Origin of the sequence: Campylobacter concisus, assembly GCF_003048835.2 — a bacterium.
Classification (GTDB): domain Bacteria; phylum Campylobacterota; class Campylobacteria; order Campylobacterales; family Campylobacteraceae; genus Campylobacter_A; species Campylobacter_A concisus_D.
Genome location: NZ_CP060705.1, coordinates 609,491 through 628,155 on the forward strand (window position 1 = coordinate 609,491; position 18,665 = coordinate 628,155).

The window sequence follows — 18,665 nt, forward strand, 5'->3', positions numbered from 1 at the left end:
GATATAAAATATCGCCTTTAAATTTAAAAAAGGTAAAAATATGAAAATAATGGTTGCAATGAGCGGCGGCGTAGATAGCACGATGACGGCTAAATTTCTGCAAGAGGCTGGGCATGAGGTGCAAGGCTGCTACATGATGCTTCATCAAAAGCCAGGATATCACGAAGAAAACATCAGAAAAGTCAAAAAAGTGGGCGAATATCTTGGTATCAAAGTGCATATCCTCGATCTGCAGGATAAATTTAACGAATATGTCTATGATCCATTTGTCAGGCTCTATAAAGAGGGCAAAACGCCCAATCCTTGCGCCTTGTGTAATAAATTTATAAAGCTTGGTGCGCTACTTGACTTTGCAAAGGCAAATGGCTGCGAGAAGCTTGCTACTGGGCATTACGTGCAGGTGGTTGATGGTTTTATAACCTGCGCCAAAGATCCTAGCAAGGATCAAAGCTACTTTTTAGCTCAGGTGCCAAAAGAGGTGCTAAAAGATGTCATTTTCCCGCTCGGGGATAAATTTAAAAAAGATATAAAAGAGCTAGCAAGAGGCGTAAAAGTGCTTGAAGAGTTCGCTACTCAGGCAGAAAGCAGTGAAATTTGCTTTGTTGAAAATACCTACATCGAGGTTTTAAACAAGCACTACAATACAAATTTGCCAGGCAACGTGGTCGATAAAGACGGCAATGTGATCGGCCGCCATCAAGGCTACATGCACTACACTATCGGCAAACGCCGTGGCTTTGAGGTTTTTGGCGCTCATGAGCCACACTTTGTCATCAAGATAAACGCTGATAAAAACGAGATAGTTGTCGGCACGAAAGATGATCTTGCTCAAAAGGTGGTAGAGCTTGAAAACGTAAATTTATTTATAGATGAAGATAAATTTGAGTGCGAAACAAAGATAAGGTATAGAAGCCCTAAGCTTGAGGCTTTTGTAGAGGTTGATAAGGATAACAAAACCGCAAAACTAACGCTAAATCAAAACGCACTTGGCGTAGCGCAAGGTCAGCTTTGCGTGATGTATGATGGTGATCGCGTCATCGCAAGCGGCTTTATAAAGGACTAAGCGCCTCTTTTATCACCTTAACGTGGCTAAATTCTGGCTCCTTGACAGCAGTTAGAAGCGCCACGTTTTTATACTCTTTTTCTAGCTTCTTAAGCTCTTTTAGCCCCTCTTGCTCCTCTTTGCCATTTAGCTCTTGCCTAAATCTTTTGCAAAACTCATCAAACCTAGCCTCCTTATCCTCATGAAACCATGACCTTAGCTCGTTTGATGGAGTGACTGATTTTAGCCAAATGAAGCTAGAAAAGATCTCTTTTTTCACACCTCTAGGATATAGTCTATCGATAAAGACACCTTTAAAACTCTCGTCGTCGCTTTTAATAAAGTCGTAAATTCTACATATCTTAAACATGCTTGTTATCTTAGTCCTCATAAATTTATAAATATAAAATGGTTTAAAAATTTGGTGTAAATTTTGCCTTTTGGAGTATAAAATTTGGCTAAAATTAGTTGGTAAATAAATTTAAATTTAAAGCTCATTTTGATAAAATCCCAACATAAAAATCACTAAAAAAGGTTACTATTATGAGAGGCTATAAAATTTTCTCAGGCACCGCAAACATCGAGCTTTCGAAGAAAATTTCGCAATATTTGTCGCTTCCGCTCAGTGAAGCTAGCATAAAAAGATTTAGCGATGGTGAGATCAGCGTGCAAATCGGCGAAAGCGTGCGTGGAAAAGATGTTTTTGTCATCCAGCCAACATGCGCCCCAGCAAATATAAATTTAATGGAGCTTCTTATCTTAACTGACGCTTTAAAACGCAGCAGTGCAAGCTCTATAACAGCGATAGTGCCGTATTTTGGCTACGCTAGACAAGACAGAAAAGCAGCCCCAAGAGTGCCTATCACTGCAAAACTAGTGGCAAATATGATGCAAACAGCAGGCATCGACAGAGTCGTTACTATGGACCTTCACGCAGGGCAAATTCAAGGATTTTTTGACATCCCAGTAGATAACCTTTATGGTAGCATTGTCTTTAACGACTACGTAAAAGCTAAAAATTTACCAAATCCAGTCGTAGCAAGCCCAGATGTAGGCGGTGTGGCTCGTGCTAGAGCCTTGGCGAAAAATCTAAATTTGCTAGATATGGTCATCGTTGATAAACGCCGCGAGAAAGCAAACGAGAGCGAAGTGATGAACGTGATCGGCGATGTGAAAGGCAAAGACGTGATCTTGGTCGATGATATGATCGACACTGCTGGCACCATCGTAAAAGCAGCTGAAATTTTCAAAGAGCGTGGCGCAACTAGCGTAATGGCGTTTTGTACGCACCCAGTGCTTAGCGGACCAGCTTATGATAGGCTAAAACTTGGCTTTTTAGACGAGCTAGTGGTGACTGATACGATCCCGTTAAAAGAAGAACTCCCTTGTATAAAAGTGCTAAGCACGGCTTCACTATTTGGCGAAGTGATACGCCGTGTTTATCACAACGAAAGCGTAAATAGCTTATTTTAGTAACCATTGCAGGCTAAAGCGTTAGCCTGCTAAATTTATTCGTTTTGACTAATTAATGTTTATCTTTTGGGTTAAATTTCTAGCCCAAAAGACTTAAAACCCTGCTTGTGAAGAGCCTAAATTTGAAGTCAAATAAATACAAATCGCAATGAAACCTCACCACTAAATTTCTATACGCTAGTCACTAAAATTTAAGCTCTAATCAAAAGGTGCAGTGCCGATCAGATCCGCGTGGGAGCTGCGACAAATGCCGTTAGGATCGCACAAAAATGGATCGCAATGCAGGAGTAGTTTGCATTAAAATTAATTGCGATCTTGCACCTAAAATTTAAGGAAAAAACTATAAAATACCCCCTTTTTAAATTTCATAAAAAGGGTTTTTATTGCGTAAAATATTTGAGAGAATTTTGCTTGCAAGCAACAGTTTCACGCTTTTTCCAGTAGTCTTTGGACTTTTAGGTGCGATTGTGCTTTTCATCATCGCAAGTTATGATGTCGGCAAGGTGCTTTTAGAGGTTTATAAATATTTCTTTGTTGCAGATTTTCACGTTGAAAATTTCCACTCAGAGGTCGTTGGCGAGATCGTTGGAGCGATCGATCTATACTTGATGGCGCTTGTTCTTTATATATTTAGCTTCGGAATTTACGAGCTTTTCATCTCAGAGATCACACAGTTAAAGCAGTCAAAGCAGAGTAAGGTGCTTGAAGTGCATTCGCTTGATGAGCTAAAAGACAAGCTTGGCAAAGTGATCGTCATGGTTTTAATCGTAAATTTCTTCCAAAGAGTGCTTCATGCAAATTTCACAACTCCGCTTGAGATGGCCTATCTTGCGGCTTCTATCCTCGCACTTTGTCTTGGACTTTACTTCCTTCACAAGGGCGAACACTAAAATTTTAAGCGTTCTTACGCTTAAAATTTCTCCTACATCTTTTCTTTAGCTATTTTTGGATAATATCCATTTAAAAATTTAAAGGAAATTTGATGATTTTCATAGACGCTTGCCTTAAAAAACATACGCCATACACGCCTGTTTGGATGATGCGCCAAGCTGGCAGATATCTACCAGAATATATGGCTGTAAGAGCTAAAGCAGGGGACTTTTTATCACTTTGCAAAGACTATAAAAAGGCTAGCGAGGTCACGCTTCAGCCAGTTGAAATTCTTGGTGTTGATGCGGCTATTTTGTTTAGCGATATCCTTGTCGTGCCTCTTGAAATGGGCATGGATCTGCGCTTTGAAAAGGGCGAGGGACCAGTTTTTACAAAGCCTTTGCGTGATGAGGCCGCACTTGATGCACTTAGCGTCGAAAGATCGGCTAAAAGCTTAGCATACGTCTATGACACGATCAAACTTACAAGAGAAAATTTAGCCAAAGATAAGGCGCTCATTGGCTTTTGCGGAGCACCTTGGACGATAGCTACATATATGATAGAGGGTGGCGGCAGCAAAAACTATGCGGTCTGCAAAAAAATGCTCTATGAAAATCCAGAATTTTTGCATCAAATTTTAGAAAAAGTGACGCAAGTGCTTATCCTTTACGTCAAAGAGCAGATAAAAGCTGGCGTAAATGCCGTGCAAATTTTTGACAGCTGGGCGGCCGCACTTGAGGAGCAGGCTTATTTTGAGTTTGGATTTAGCTATATAAATAAGATAGTTGATAGCGTAAAGGCCGAATTTCCAGAGATCCCAGTCATAGTTTTCCCAAAAGGTATAAGCGGCTATTTAGATAAAATTTCAGGCAAATTTGATGTTTTTGGCGTTGATTGGAGTACGCCGATCGAGCTAGCAAAAGAAAAACTTAGTCCAAGATACGTCCTTCAGGGCAATATGGAGCCAACAAGGCTATATAGCAAAAAGGCGATCGATGAGGGCGTGGATAAAATTTTAAGCACGATGAAAGGCGCACCGCACATTTTCAACCTTGGTCACGGGATCTTGCCTGATGTGCCAGTTGAAAACGCAAAATATTTCATAAAAGAGGTTCAAAGAAAAAGTGCAAGATAGCACCATTGTCTTTGGGCCCATAAATTCTCGCCGTTTTGGCATGAGTCTTGGCATCGATCTAAGTCCAAAGCAAAAATCATGCAATTTTGACTGCGTTTATTGCGAGCTAAAGAGCGCAAAGCCAGTTGAAGAGATAGAAAATCCGCCAAGCATTGATGGGATCATAAGCGCTTTAAAAGAAGCTTTAAAAGTTCATCAAAACATCGATGTCATCACGCTTACAGCAAATGGCGAACCAACTCTTTATCCGCACTTAAAAGAGCTGATAGTAAAAGTAAATGAGATAAAGGGCAGGGCAAAAACTCTTATCCTAAGCAATGGCTCAGGTGTGAGAGATCAAAAAATTTGTGAAGCGCTATATGGGCTTGACATAGTGAAATTTAGCCTTGATAGTGCCGTGCAAAGCACATTTAAAAAGATAGACCGCAACAAAAGTGGCATAGAAATAAATGAACTTATAAAAGCAATGGCTAAATTTCGCAAGGAATTTAAGGGTGAGCTTGTGCTTGAAATTTTGGTCGTGGCTGGATTTAACGACAAAGAAGAGGAATTTATGGCGCTTAATGAGGCTATAAATGAGATAGCTCCGCACCGAGTGGATGTTGGCACGATAGATCGTCCGCCAGCTTACAACGTAAAAGGCGTTGATGCTAGCAGGCTTGAAGAGCTAGCAAGTAAGATAAACGGCGTGCCAGTCACCATAGCTAGGGCTCACAAGATAGAGCAAAAGTATGAATTTAGCAAGAGTGAAATTTTAGCCATGCTAGAGCGCCGTCCGCAAACTGCAGCAAATGTCGAAGAAAATTTCTCAGAGCGCTCAAAGCAAATTTTAAACAAGCTCTTGCAAGATGGCGCGGTTTATCAAACTGACGTTGCTGGTGTTAAATTTTATAAATTAAGATGATAGATGAAGCGAATTTTAACTATACAAGACATCTCGTGCGTGGGCAAATGCTCGCTCACTGTCGCACTTCCCATAATTAGTGCCCAAGGCATCGAGGCGTGCATCTTACCAACGGCACTGCTCTCAACTCACACCGGCTTTAAAAATTTCACTTTTCGTGATCTAACTGATGAATTTGACGCTATAACGCAGGTTTGGCACAAAGAGGGCATCAGCTTTGATGGAATTTACACTGGATTTTTAGGTAGTTTTAGGCAGCTTGAGCTTATAGAGAAGGTCTTTACTGAATTTGACAGCGGCTCTTTGCTAAGGCTTGTCGATCCTTGCATGGGCGATAATGGCAAGCTTTATCACGGCTTTGATGAGAAATTTGTGGCAAAGATGAGAGAGCTTTGCACAAAGGCACACGTCATCACGCCAAACATAACTGAGGCTAGTTTTATGTGTGCTAGGCCATTTTTAAGTGATGGATACGGCGAAGATTACATTTTAGAGTTACTTGAGGGTTTGGCTAGTTTTGGCGCACAAAAGATCGTTTTAAAGGGCATTAGATACAAGCAAAATGAGTGTGGTATCATAGCTTACGATGCAAAGACGAAAGAGAAAGTGGAGTATTTTCACGAGTATTTGCCATTTCATGCAAGTGGCACTGGAGATATCTTCGCTTCAGTGCTTTTTGGCTCGCTCATAAATGGCGAAAGCATGCAAAATGCTATCAAAAAGGCAGCAAATTTTGTGCTTGAGAGCATCAAGATCACGCTAAAAGATGATAATCGCACAAGATATGGTGTGCAGTTTGAAAAATTACTTAGAAATTTTTAGCACTTTATGACAAGGAGTGATTTAAATTTGTGTCATTATAACCCCACAAAGTGACATAGTTAAAACAAAATTTCAGATTTATTTAAATTAATTTTACTTTTATATAAAAAGTTGAATAATTACGCAAATATTGATCAAGGAGTGATTTATGAAGTCTTTAAGGATTAAAATTTCTGTTATTTTGACAGCTGTGATCGTGCTGCTACTAATCGGCGTTAGCCTCATTAGTTACAACATAGCTCGCAATCTATATACAGAAAAAGTTGTGAAAGATGAGCTACCACTAGCTGTCTCAAACGTTGCAGGTGAGATCGGCTATGCCATAGACAAGATCATCAACACCTCTTATCAGATGACCAAAAATGACTATCTTCTAAAGTGGATCGACGAGGGCGAGCCAAAGGACGGATTAGCAACGCTTTTTAACTACAACACCGACCTTATGAAGGCGTTTAATCTCTCAACGGCGATGTTTGTCTCTGATAGAACACTAAATTACTACACAAACGACAAAATTTTAAAGCAGCTTAGCAAGGATAATCCACGTGATAGTTGGTATTTTGACGTTAAAAACGGCAAAGAGGTAAATTCTCTAAACATCCAAGTCTCAGAAGCTACTGGCTCGCTAACGCTTTATGTAAATAGCAAAGTTGAAAAAGACGGCAAATTTTATGGCGTCAGCGCGATAGGCATGAACCTTGATGACATCGTAAATTTAGTCACTTCAAAAACCATGGGTGAGGGCAGTAAATTCCTAATGGTTGATTCAAGTGGCGTTGTAAAAATAGAAAAGAGCGACAGGGTTGGCAAAGTAAATGTAAAAGATGTCCTTGGCAAAGAAAAATTTGATGTCTTGATGAATAAAAATGGCGGCGTCATCCATCACTTTAACGGCACGAGAAATTTGATAATTGGCTCAAAATATATCCCTAGCCTTGATTGGTACCTCTTTGGCGAGATGGACGAGGATGTGCTTTTAAAAGATTTACATACACTATTTTACTCAGCTATCGGCGTTATCTTAGCAGCGATCATCATCTCTGTGATAGTGTCACTTCTAATGTCTTCTTACCTCCTAAAAATCATCCTCAAACTAAAAACAGGCCTGCTATCTTTCTTTGATCTACTAAACCACAAGACAAACAAAGCAGAGCCTATAGAGATAACATCTAAAGATGAATTTGGCCAAATGGCAGAGCTAATAAACAAAAACACAAAGGCCATTGAGGATGGTATGAAAGATCAAAGTATATTCATCCAAAAAGCCAACACCTTTGTAAATGAGATAAAAGATGGCAACTATGAAGCAAGCTTAGAAGCTGATACTAATAACCCAGCTCTAAATCAACTAAAAAGCACATTTAAAGATCTACAACTTGCTCTTAAAAATGCAATATCAAGTAATGGTAAAGATGTACTTGATCTACTAAACACTTATAAAAACCAAGACTTTACAAAAAGACTTGATGATGATGGTAAGATAGCAAGTGGTATAAACTCTCTTGGCATTGAGATATCTAAAATGCTAAATGACAATCTAAACCAAGCTCAAGTACTAGAAGAAAAAGCTAAACTTCTAGCTAGCTCAGTATCAAAAGTAGCAAGCTCAGCAAATACTCAAGCAAATAGCTTACAAGAAAGTGCTGCTGCAGTTGAGCAAATGAGTAGCTCAATGAATGCCATCTCTCAAAAGACAGCTGATGTTATAAGACAATCAGATGAAATTAAAAACATCATAACTATCATTAGAGATATAGCAGATCAAACAAACCTACTAGCTCTTAATGCTGCTATTGAAGCAGCTAGAGCTGGAGAGCATGGTAGAGGATTTGCAGTTGTTGCTGATGAAGTTAGAAAGCTAGCAGAAAGAACTCAAAAATCACTTGGTGAGATAGAAGCAAATACAAATGTCCTAGCTCAATCAATAAATGAGATGAGTGAATCTATAAAAGAGCAAAGTGAAGGTATAAATATGATAAATCAATCAGTTGCTCAAATAGATCACCTAACAAAAGAGAATGTTGTAATTGCCAACCAAGCAAACGAAGTAACATCAGAAGTAGATGAGATGGCTAAAGCCATAGTTGAAGAGGTTAGGAAGAAGAGGTTTTAACTTCTTAATAAACAAACTCAAATTTGTTTAAACAAGGCTACAAAACTTATTGTTAAGGGGGAAGAGGCTTGAATTACGCTCTGCTTGCAGTTGTGAGCTTGCGAAGCAAAGAAGCTCCCTTCCCCCTTAACAATCCCCTGTCTGCTTGCAGTTACGAGACGAAGTCGAAGTAAAGCCCGACGACGTTATAGGTAGCATGCCTCAGTGCTTCGCACTGCATGTGGTTTAAAATTTCATTAATTTTTTAGTGCATTGTATGCGTTGTTTTTTTAATTTTTAAATACTTTTAGTAGCGCTATATGGCTTTTTGCTTGGATTTTAGGATAGTCAAAATTTATAAATTTCTCTAGCCCTAAAGTGAGATTAGGGCTAGAGAAAGATTATTTTTTAGCTACAAGAGCGTTTTTTAGTACATCATCGATCGTATCTACTGCGATGATCTTCATGTCGCCTTTTACTTCAGCTGGGATATCGACAAGGTCGCGGTCATAGTTTTTTCGAGGTATCAGAGCTGTTTTGATGCCAGCTTTGTGAGCGGCGATAAGCTTCTCTTTTAGCCCTCCGATAGGTAGCACCCTGCCACTTAGCGTGATCTCGCCAGTCATCGCCACATCGTGTCTTACTTTTGTATCAGTAAGTATTGATGCGATCGCAGTTGTCATCGTGATACCAGCGCTTGGGCCGTCTTTTGGTACCGCACCCTCTGGCACGTGCAAGTGAAGGTCGTAGCGTCTATAAACGTCGCTGGCTTCGAGCTTGTGCTTGTCGTCATCTAGTTTTGGCACGATAGCCATTGGTACTTTTAGCTTTTTATTATCGATCAGCACTTTTACGACGCTAAATGCGATGTGAGCGCTCTCTTTCATCACGTCGCCTAGCTGGCCGGTGATCTGCATGCTGCCTTTGCCTTGGATCCTGATAGCCTCGATCCTTAGCACGTCGCCCCCGACACTCGTCCACGCGAGGCCATTTACTAAGCCGATCTGGTCTTTTTTGTCCGCTGGCTCAATCTCATAGACCTTTTTCTCTAAAAACTCTTTTAAATTTTTAGCCGTGACGCTGATCTTGCCTTCGTTCTTTTTGGTGAGGATATTTTTGGCGACTTTTCTTAGTATGTCAGCGATTCTGCGGCGTAAATTTCGCACGCCACTCTCTCTTGTGTAGTCACTAATTATTAGCTCAAGTGCCTCTTTGCTGATACTAACGTCGCTTGGTTTTAGGCCGTGCTTTTTAAGCTCTTGAGGCAAGAGATATTTTTTAGCGATCTCAAATTTCTCTTGTGGGGTGTATGAGCTAAGCTCGATAAACTCCATCCTGTCGCGAAGTGCAGCTGGTATCATGCTCACGTCATTTGCTGTGGCGATGAAGATGATCTTGCTAAGATCGATGTTGAAATTTAGGTAGTAGTCTCTAAATTTGTTGTTTTGCTCTGGGTCTAAAATTTCAAGTAAAACAGCGGTCGGATCGCCTCTGTAGCTTCTGCCAACCTTGTCGATCTCATCTAGTACAACCACTGGGTTCATCTGCTTGGCTTCTATGAGCCCTTGCACGATGCGGCCTGGCATAGCGCCTATGTAAGTGCGGCGGTGACCTCTTAGTTCGTTTACGTCCTCAAGTCCGCCAAGTGCGATCCTAACTAGCTCGCGCTTTAGCGCCTTTGCGATCGAGTTTGCAAGGCTGGTTTTACCCACACCTGGAGGGCCTGCAAAGCATAAAATGGCGCCATTATTTACCTTTTCGCCAACGCCCCTAAGCTCCAAAAGCTCACGCAATGCAAAATACTCCTCGATGCGCTCTTTTGGCTTTTCTAAGCTGTAGTGGTCAGCATTTAGGTACTTGCTCACTTCGGTGATAGATGACTTTTTCTTGGCTACATTTTCAAATGGGATCTCAAGTACCCAGTCAAGGTAGCTTTGCAAAGTGTTTGCATCGGCTGAGTCTGGGTGCATGCGAGAGAGCTTATCTATTTGTTTTTTGATCTCTTTGTAGGCATCCTCAGCCATAAATTTCTTCTTCGCATCAAGCTTTTTATTATACTCTTCAAGCTCTTCTTCACGGCTAGTGTCCGCTCCAAGCTCAGCTTGAATTTGCTTTAGCTGCTCTTTTAAAAAGTACTCTTTATTCGTCTTGTCGATCTTTGAGTGAACCTTGTTTTTGATCTCTTTTTGAAGCTTGTTTGCCTCGATCTCTTCGATGACGTAGTCAATGAGCTTTAGTAGGTGCTGCTCTAAATTTTCCTCGACAAAAAAGCTATAAGCGATCTGTTTTTTTAGACGAAGTGCGCTTGAGACTAGGTCGCAAACCCTGATCGCTTCGGCACTCTCTTCGATCGTTTTTAAAAGATCAGGTGGGAAAAAGTGACTAAACTGCGAAAGCTCTCTTACTTTTTCTCTTAAAACTACGATGAGAGCGTCAGTTTTGACCTGTGATGGGCGCTTGACGTGGAGCATATCGACGATACCACGGAGCGGATTTATGCCTGATTGTTTTAAAATTTTACCTTTGTCGATGCCCTGAAATAGCACTTTTACGCGTCCGTCAGGTAGAGGCACACGGCGCATTATCGTGCCGATAACGCCTGCGTCATAGATGCCGTCAAAGTCTCTAGCGCCGTCTTGCTGTGGCTTTGTAGGCACGACAAGGATCGGCGTTTCACCTTGTATGGCAAGTTCAAGGGCTTTTAAATTTTCTTCGTCGCTTAAAAAAAGCGGTGTTATCATAAATGGATATAAAAATAGCTCGTCCTCAACGATGATAGGGATCTCAGTTGGGAAGCTTTTGTTTTCGTTTATTTGCAAAATTTCTCCTATTCAAACAGTTTTCTATACCATGCCACGTCAGGTTTGATAAGGTCTGAGTTTTTAAACGGCGACTCTTCTAGCTTTTGCTCGTAAATTTTAGCCGAAACGTCACGGCCAGTTCTCTTGTAAAGATCTGCTATTTGCATATCTAGGAAGTAAAGCGCTAGTTTAAATTTGATAAGCATAGTCTCGATAAGCGGCTTATACTCGGTATTTGGATACATATAAAGAAATTTCTCGATCTCAGTTACGCTATCTTCCATGAGCTTTTGGTTGCGGTTTGGCTGGGTAAATGAGTCAAAATTTGCTTTTATCTTTAGATACTGGGCAAATTCTGTCCTTGGGCCGTTATCGCCGTATCTTTTGATGTACTCATCAAGATAGTGATTTGCCATGAGATACTCTTCGTCATTTGCATGAGCTTGTGCAAGGATGAGTAAAATTTGCTCTAAAAGCGGGCTTGCAACGTGCTCGCTCGCCATTGAAACGTAGTGTTTGTCAGCAGACTCCAAGTCGCCATCTTTGATGTCAGCGATGACCTGAGCGTACCACTCATCTGGAGTTAGATTGTAAAGTTCGGTGTATTTTTCAGCACAACCACTAAAAAGCCCTAAAAGAGCTACGACTGCTATAAATTTAGAAAATTTTTTCATGCTTTTCCTTAAAAATTTTAAATTCGCTTATTTTACATTTTTTGGCATTATTTTTGTATAAATTTTTTAAAACTATGCTAAAATAAGGCAATTTTACAAAACAGGAGTTAGTATGATTTTTAGTGTTAAAAGCCCTATTTTAGGCTTCGAGCATATCAAGACGATGGAACTTATTGAGCTCGATAAATTTTTTGTTAAGCTAGCGAGCAAAGATGACGAAACATCTTTTACAATGATAAATCCTTTCGCGTTAAGAAGTTATGAATTTGACATCCCAAGCTACTATGAAGAGCTTATGGACATTAAGGAGAGCTCACAACTTAGAATTTACAACATCATCGTAGTTGCTCTCCCTCTTGAGAAATCAACCGTGAATTTCGTAGCTCCTATCGTTTGCAATATGGACAATATGACTTTATCTCAAGTAGTGCTTGACGTTACAAAATATCCACAATACGGACAAGCTGAAATGATAGAAAATTTCATACAAAAATAACAAATAAGGACGTTTAGAGCTCTTAGCTCTAATTACATTAAGGAGATTGTAATTTGAAAATTCTTTTTTTTATTCTTTTATCTTTCATTTATATTTTTGGTGATACTGGTGAATTTAACATGCCAACTACTGTTAGGGCGTGTACTCATGCTGAAGAAGTTAGCTGTGCCGGAAATACTTGTAAAATTGATTATGATGGCATTAAGCACTGTGTTTCTAGTGGAAGTACTGATGTAATTTTTACTAATAATCCAACTGCATCTGAAAGCATACCAGCATATTTAGTTGGTAGCAGGGATGATAATAATGATAAGAATACTACGTTAAGAAAACATTTTAGAAGAGTTATTGGTGATGTTGATATTATTGGAGCAAGTGTCATCATACCAAAAGTTGATGGTTATGACTTTGTACCTCATAAAAATGTAGGCGGTTCAGATAAATTATCACAAACATCTCAAGTAATAGAAAAAAAATATGTTAATGAAGAACCTAGTATCGATAGAGATTTGTTTAAAAACTCATCTCGAGCCACCTTTACTTTTGATGGTAAAAGCAACTATGAAAAAAATAGCACAGTTGGTGAAAATATTAAGTATGCCAGACTCTACTGGGGTGGGGCAGTATATAACGAGTGGAATATTAACCATGGCATGCTAGATGTTATATATAAAAATATGTTTGGATACTCAAAGGTTAAATTTAAAACACCTGATGGAAATATAAACATTGTGACTGCAAAACCTGAAGATATAAAGTGGGAAGGCTCTTTTACTCCTTACTTTGAGACTACTGTGCCAAAAGATACTTTCTATTTGTATTGTTATGATCCAAATCATCCAGAAAATAGAGGTGGTTGCAGCACTCCAACTAACCCTAATCAATTTACTAAGCCGCTTTATACAGATCGTCTTGGTAATGCTAAGCACTCAACAGTTGGCTTTAGAAGCGGTGCCTCATACTTTATCTATCAAGCAAGTGCTGATGTGACTAACTTAGTAAAAGCTAGCTTTGGTAAGGATGATGCAAGTAGGACATTTGCTGTAGGTGGTATCGTTTCAACAGTTTTTAAAAACTATAAAAAAGAATATAGTATTAAAATAAGTAATGAAAAAAGAGATCTAAATACATCATATGGTTCAGTTTTGTATGCTGATGGTGAGTGGCAAAAATCTTACATACCTTCTCAGTTTGGCGGCTGGAGCTTAGCTATCGTCTATGACCTTGAAGAAGAAGGTGAAAGAAATGGTGTAGAGCCAAAAGCTGTAAATATCTATGATGGTATGGCAAATATCTATCCTGGCGGAGTTGGAGTTAGTACGGCAGAATTGAAATTTGATGGTTTTTATACACCACCGAGTGGAGATAAAAAATCTACTTTGGCTCTTTTTAGTTTTGGAGGTAGAAAAGAAGTAAGCGGTGATGATATAGCAGTAAAGCATGGTGGTGTTTTTGAAAGTGTCTGGTCACCGTTAAATTTACAAAATCCAAAAGGTAATCAGTTTAACTCTTCTATTGCTAGGTTTAATAAACCTGCGAATGATAGAAAAATTTATAATGGACAGATGGATCTTGATTTGTTTGATATTTCTGACAAAATGAAACCTAGGCAAACAGAAGTAGAAGTGCAGTTTCAAGTTACTGGCGAGCGTGATCAGGACAATAACTTTCATGGCGATAGACAAAACATAGGTATGGTTGCATTTTCTACCTTACTCTATAATCCTAAAGTGTGCTACACAGAAAAGCTTGAGGTCAGTAGAGATAAAGGCGCTAGCTGGATACTTGTAAAGTTAAAAGATAGTTCTGGCGAAGCAACTATCGTAAAAAAAGGCTCCTTGGTAAGGACTACTGTAACAGTTGAAAATGGAGGTAGTGAGGATGCTTATGGTTCTATCTTAAGAGTAAATTTAAAACCTGAATTTATGAGCTACAAGGACACTTCTACTAGTTTAAGAACTAGTAAGGTGATAATATCTGATACGAGCCAAAATTCAGAAAACTGGACTACGCTTACTAGTGATACTAATGAAAATCTAAACAGAGTTGATAGCCATACTTTAGAATATAAAATAGGAAAAAACGCAAGTCATGCAGTAGGTGGAGAGCTAACGCATGGTCGTCAAAACTATGCAAGAGTTCAGTTTATAGGCGTGATAGAAAAAGAGTATAAAAAGACAAGATATGAGGCTAAATTTCAAAATAGTGATGCAGGCTTGAAGTTTGATGATAGGATAAGCGAATGTACTCCAACATCGCCTAACCTAAAGATCGTAGAGGAAGAAGAAAATGACTTCTATCCACGAAGTAAAAAAGATGATAATTCAAATGGAGATTATAAAAACAGGCTTTTTACAAAGATAGCAAAAAAACCTTTTAGTATATACATCACAAACTATAGCGAGATAGATGGAAAGGCAAAAGCGCCTGATTCGCCTACTGATGTAGATCTTAAACTTGTAGAGAACTGTAGTAGTGAAAATTCTGTATTAGAGCATCCTGTAACACTTCATTTTGCAAGTAAAGACACTGAAGAAGTAAAAGTAACCGTGCCAAGACCTTATAGAAAACTTCATGTTAAGCTAAAGTATCATAGCAAGCCAAAAAATCAAGATGTGGTAAAGTGTGAAGTCTTTGACGCATTTGCTGTAAGACCAGCTATGTTTCAGCTCTATGATAAGTCAGGTAGTGGTGGTCTATATAATGGTAGTAGCGTACTTGTGGGAGGTAAAGACTATAAAGATATAACTCTAGCTGCTTATAATATGGACAAGACAACTCTTGCAAATGGATATACAAATACCTTAATCGCAGGTAGCTCTGCAACTGGAGTAAATCGTTATACAGAAAACAATGTATCAATCTTGCCTGTGGATAAGGCAGGATGCATAATTACCGAAGATACAAAAAAGAGACTAAGTGAAGATAATAAACTAAAGATAGCCTTTGATAATCCAGCAAAAGCAGTAGGTACTATAGCTAACCTAAAAACAAATAAAGAGGGATTTTCTTTCTCTGATATCGGAAATGCTAAATTTTATGTGGTAGATAAAAGCTATACAAGTATAGATAAAAAAACTCCACCACAAGATAGTGACTGCATACTTGATAAGAGTGACAATAATGAAAATACCGATGGCAAGGTCGGTTGCGATATAGAATTTGGTGAGAAAAAATTTGGTTTTGAGCCAAATGATCTTGAAGTAAGCGAATTTAAAATTTTGCCAAGAGGCATTAGTTACATCGCAAATGAAAGCAATGCTAGCTTTACTCCTATCTTGAGTTTTAAAGTAAAAGCTCGACTTTTTGATGATAATCCTGCACTTTTATATAAAGATGGTTGTTACTCAAACAATACACGCTTTAAGATAAAAGTAGGAGAAATGATAAATAGCTATACTGATAACAATGGCACTTTACTAAAAAACGACGCAGATGGGCTAGCTAAGCTAAATAGTGAAATTTTGTTTTTTGGCAATCTTGATGCTAGTAAAGTCGAAAAAGTAAATCCATCTTCTTTACACGAAGGGCTCTTTGAAGTTAAAAAAGAAGCGTTTAAAGGTGGCTACGCTGATGTAAATTTAAAATTTAATTTCAAACGCGAAAAAAATGTAGCAAAAAATCCTTTTGAGGTGACAAGCGATACTTTCACGTTTGAGAGTTTAGTAGATACTAATCAAACAAAAAATAATAGCGCCTACAAAAAACCAACCACAAAAACATCTGCAAAATTTTACTACGCTAGGACATACGCGCCTTACTATGAGGGACCAAATACCGGCTTTAAGGCAAAAATTTACTACGGAGTGTATTGCAATGGTTGCGACGAGAGTAAATTTATGTTGCAAAAACCAGGATCAAACGCTCGTTGGGATGAGTTTGCGGGTACGCACTCATGGTATGTAAATCCTCTTCACGATGCTAGTTATGGCAATGTCGATAGTTACGAATTTTCAAATCACACTACGCGAGATACAGCAAAAGAGACAGCACTTAGTGACGGTATCAGCTACATTTATGTGAAAAATGACCGAGCAGTTACAGATATAGCCAAGATGCATACAAAAAACTGGCTTATATATAATGAATTTGACAAAGATGCGGCGACAAATGATTTTACGCTGAAATTTCTCGTGCCAAATGGCGACTGGGCTGGCAAGACCCTAAAAAATGGCTCTAGTAAAGGTGACGTGGGAAATGTCATAGGCGGCGAAAATAACTTTAACGATCTAAGCGATAAGACAAATAGGAGAATTTCTTGGTAAAAAGAGGCTTTTCTCTTATAGAGCTTATCCTCTCGATAGTCGTTGTGGCGATCATCAGCACGTCGATACCGCTTGTACTAAAGACCACATCTGAGCTAAATCAAAAGGCGGTTACACAAGAGAGTTTGATGAATGCTAAGACGTATATGGGGCTTATCTTAAAAGCTCCTTTTAGCGACAAGGTCATAAAGGTCTCAACAAACATTGGCGGCAGTAGCGCTGAGACAGCCTACTTTTTTCCTATCATATTAAAGCCAGGCGATAAAAGAAACGAATTTTATAAGATAAATAAAATAACAGGCGATGGGCATAGAGTTTTTGCCTATGAAAATTCACCAGATCTAGCACCTGATGCGGCAGTGAGGTCTGTGGATTACTATGGCAGAATATTGGATAAAAATTTAAACACAACAAATCAAACCAGAGACTATATAGTTGGCTCAGACTATAATGTAATTGTGAATGAGGGCAATGGCTGGTTTAAGCCAAAATTACCATTAAAAATAAAAAGCAGCGACGTAAAAGAGATAGTAGTAACTGCTATTTCATATAAAAATGACACAAAACAAGAGACGACATCAGTGCTAAGAGCCTACGCTTTTAACCTAGGTGAGGGCGGCTCGCTAAATACGAAAGCGTGGAAATGAAAAGAGCCTTTACGCTTCTTGAACTTGTAGTCGTCATCGTCGTACTTGGTATCATCGCTATGATGAGCTTTAATGCGATAATGAACATCTATTCAAACTACTTTCAAACAAGGACAGTAAATGAGCTCGAGACTCAAACAGAGATCGCTTTGGAGCAAATTTCAAAAAGACTGGAGCACCGCATAAAGCCAAGCGTGATCGCTAGAAAAACTGATGGAGCTTTTTTGGCACTAAACGATAGCGGGGTAAATTTAAATGCCGAGTATGAAATTTTAGAATTTATCCCCTATGCGTATGAAATTTTTAATGACGTTATATCTCTTGATGCTAATGACAATGTCATAGAGCATGGCGGAAAAGCAGGCAGATATAGTGGCTATGCGGATCTTGCTAAGAGCTCACCAGCAACTGGTCTGATAAGTCCTGGAAGTAATTTCACTACTGGAGTGGTCGAGACCATAAAAGATCTAACATGTAGAGATGAGATAAGAAATGCCACTTGTGTGGATTTTGAAAATAAAGATGGTGGCGTTGTAGCGATATTTTCTGATGTTTATTACAATGTGCAAAGCTCTTTTGGCTATAGCAATGGAACTGTGCCTGTTGATCTAGATATAGCAAAAGTTGGGGTAAAGGATGGTCAAAGAGGCATAAACGGCAATACGCTAGAAATTTCAGGTTTTGGTGGCAAGCAAATTTCAGAGCAGTATCATCTAGCCTACACAGCAAACGCCATAGTGCCAGAGCAAAGCGCTGATCCAAAAGATACTGCAAATGGTGTCTTTGATCTAAATTTATACTACGACTATCGTCCATGGATGGGAGAAAAATATAAACTAAATGGCGAAAAGGCAACCCTTGCCAAAAACGTTACGAGGTTTGTCTTTACTGAAAAAAATGGCGTCATCGTGCTAAAACTTTGCATGAGGGCAAAAAACTCAGAGATAACCATCTGTAAGTCAAAGGCGGTTTATTGATGAGGCGAGGATTTACACTCATTGCGGCGATATTTTTTGTGGTTATCGCAAGCTCTATTTGTATGCTGGCTCTTTCGATCGCTAGCACTTCAGTTAAGCAAAATAGCGAAATTTATCTAAGAGAGCAAAGTGAGCTAGTAGCTCGCGCAGCAACTGAGTACGCCATGCTAGCTATCATAAGCAATAATGACTTTTATAAAACTGGAGCAGTTTGCATTGGCGACGAGCACAATCCGATAGCTGGCGAATTTGGTGATCTTTTTACCTTTAAAGTATTTGTAAAATACTTTGGCGATATGGGAGATGCTTGTAAAAACAAAGATGCTGTTATAGTAAAAGGAGCAAATCAAGGCACGATAATGCTCGATGTCTTTGTCAGCTCAAAACCAGGAAAAGCATCAAATCCTATAAATTTTCACAAACGAACTCTTCAGAAACTTTAAAATTTTATAAAGATTTTACTTTAA

Annotated in this window: 15 protein-coding genes and 2 pseudogenes; 14 read left to right on the forward strand and 3 right to left on the reverse strand. The window is 39.0% G+C overall.

Annotated elements, in window-relative coordinates; translation table 11 throughout:
• Positions 1-10: 10 nt before the first annotated feature.
• Entirely contained in the window at positions 11-1,063 is a 1,053-nt protein-coding gene (mnmA, locus tag CVT08_RS02985) for a tRNA 2-thiouridine(34) synthase MnmA (RefSeq protein ID WP_265094286.1), read from the forward strand.
• On the opposite strand, the gene CVT08_RS02990 is transcribed toward mnmA, so the two are convergent.
• Entirely contained in the window at positions 1,050-1,412 is a 363-nt protein-coding gene (locus CVT08_RS02990; protein ID WP_107856770.1) for a DUF488 domain-containing protein, read from the reverse strand. The genes mnmA and CVT08_RS02990 overlap by 14 nt on opposite strands.
• Before the next feature lie 173 nt (positions 1,413-1,585).
• Between CVT08_RS02990 and CVT08_RS02995 the strand changes: the two genes are divergently transcribed.
• From CVT08_RS02995 to CVT08_RS10400, 8 genes and pseudogenes are all read left to right on the forward strand, one after another.
• Positions 1,586-2,515, forward strand: a complete 930-nt coding sequence (locus CVT08_RS02995) for a ribose-phosphate pyrophosphokinase (RefSeq protein WP_021084389.1) — start codon at positions 1,586-1,588, stop codon at positions 2,513-2,515.
• Positions 2,516-2,725: 210 nt separating this feature from the next.
• Positions 2,726-2,806, forward strand: a pseudogene (locus tag CVT08_RS10125) (hypothetical protein); the annotation flags it as partial.
• A 92-nt stretch (positions 2,807-2,898) separates the two neighbouring features.
• Positions 2,899-3,405: a YqhA family protein gene (locus CVT08_RS03000; RefSeq protein WP_012140110.1), complete on the forward strand. Its 507-nt coding sequence runs from the start codon at positions 2,899-2,901 to the stop codon at positions 3,403-3,405.
• A gap of 92 nt (positions 3,406-3,497) precedes the next feature.
• Positions 3,498-4,520, forward strand: a complete 1,023-nt coding sequence (hemE, locus tag CVT08_RS03005; RefSeq protein ID WP_107856769.1) for a uroporphyrinogen decarboxylase — start codon at positions 3,498-3,500, stop codon at positions 4,518-4,520.
• The gene (locus tag CVT08_RS03010; RefSeq protein ID WP_107856768.1) at positions 4,510-5,424 is read left to right on the forward strand and encodes a radical SAM protein; all 915 of its coding nucleotides are present in this window, start codon (positions 4,510-4,512) and stop codon (positions 5,422-5,424) included. Before hemE ends, CVT08_RS03010 begins: the two co-directional genes overlap by 11 nt.
• A 3-nt stretch (positions 5,425-5,427) precedes the next feature.
• Positions 5,428-6,246: a pyridoxamine kinase gene (locus CVT08_RS03015; RefSeq protein WP_107856767.1), complete on the forward strand. Its 819-nt coding sequence runs from the start codon at positions 5,428-5,430 to the stop codon at positions 6,244-6,246.
• A gap of 148 nt (positions 6,247-6,394) precedes the next feature.
• Positions 6,395-7,189, forward strand: a pseudogene (locus CVT08_RS10395) (cache domain-containing protein); the annotation flags it as partial.
• A 579-nt stretch (positions 7,190-7,768) separates the two neighbouring features.
• Positions 7,769-8,359, forward strand: coding sequence for a methyl-accepting chemotaxis protein (locus tag CVT08_RS10400; protein ID WP_223228654.1), 591 nt, complete (start codon positions 7,769-7,771; stop codon positions 8,357-8,359).
• A 380-nt stretch (positions 8,360-8,739) separates the two neighbouring features.
• On the opposite strand, the gene lon is transcribed toward CVT08_RS10400, so the two are convergent.
• Positions 8,740-11,157 (reverse strand): endopeptidase La, encoded by a 2,418-nt coding sequence (lon, locus tag CVT08_RS03025; RefSeq protein WP_107856420.1) that lies wholly within the window; start codon positions 11,155-11,157, stop codon positions 8,740-8,742.
• 8 nt (positions 11,158-11,165) lie between these two features.
• Entirely contained in the window at positions 11,166-11,813 is a 648-nt protein-coding gene (locus tag CVT08_RS03030; RefSeq protein ID WP_107856421.1) for an outer membrane protein assembly factor BamD, read from the reverse strand.
• Positions 11,814-11,925: 112 nt separating this feature from the next.
• On the opposite strand from CVT08_RS03030, the gene fliW reads away from it, so the two are divergent.
• Genes fliW through CVT08_RS03055 form a run of 5 tightly spaced genes read left to right on the forward strand, consistent with a single transcriptional unit; the run spans position 11,926 to position 18,641 of the window.
• Positions 11,926-12,309: a flagellar assembly protein FliW gene (fliW, locus tag CVT08_RS03035; RefSeq protein WP_012140104.1), complete on the forward strand. Its 384-nt coding sequence runs from the start codon at positions 11,926-11,928 to the stop codon at positions 12,307-12,309.
• Between the two features lie 53 nt (positions 12,310-12,362).
• The gene (locus CVT08_RS03040) at positions 12,363-16,574 is read left to right on the forward strand and encodes a hypothetical protein (RefSeq protein WP_107860959.1); all 4,212 of its coding nucleotides are present in this window, start codon (positions 12,363-12,365) and stop codon (positions 16,572-16,574) included.
• Positions 16,568-17,221: a type II secretion system protein gene (locus tag CVT08_RS03045; protein WP_107856422.1), complete on the forward strand. Its 654-nt coding sequence runs from the start codon at positions 16,568-16,570 to the stop codon at positions 17,219-17,221. Before CVT08_RS03040 ends, CVT08_RS03045 begins: the two co-directional genes overlap by 7 nt.
• Entirely contained in the window at positions 17,218-18,198 is a 981-nt protein-coding gene (locus CVT08_RS03050; protein ID WP_107856423.1) for a prepilin-type N-terminal cleavage/methylation domain-containing protein, read from the forward strand. Before CVT08_RS03045 ends, CVT08_RS03050 begins: the two co-directional genes overlap by 4 nt.
• Positions 18,198-18,641, forward strand: coding sequence for a hypothetical protein (locus CVT08_RS03055; RefSeq protein WP_107856460.1), 444 nt, complete (start codon positions 18,198-18,200; stop codon positions 18,639-18,641). Before CVT08_RS03050 ends, CVT08_RS03055 begins: the two co-directional genes overlap by 1 nt.
• Positions 18,642-18,665 lie beyond the last annotated feature (24 nt).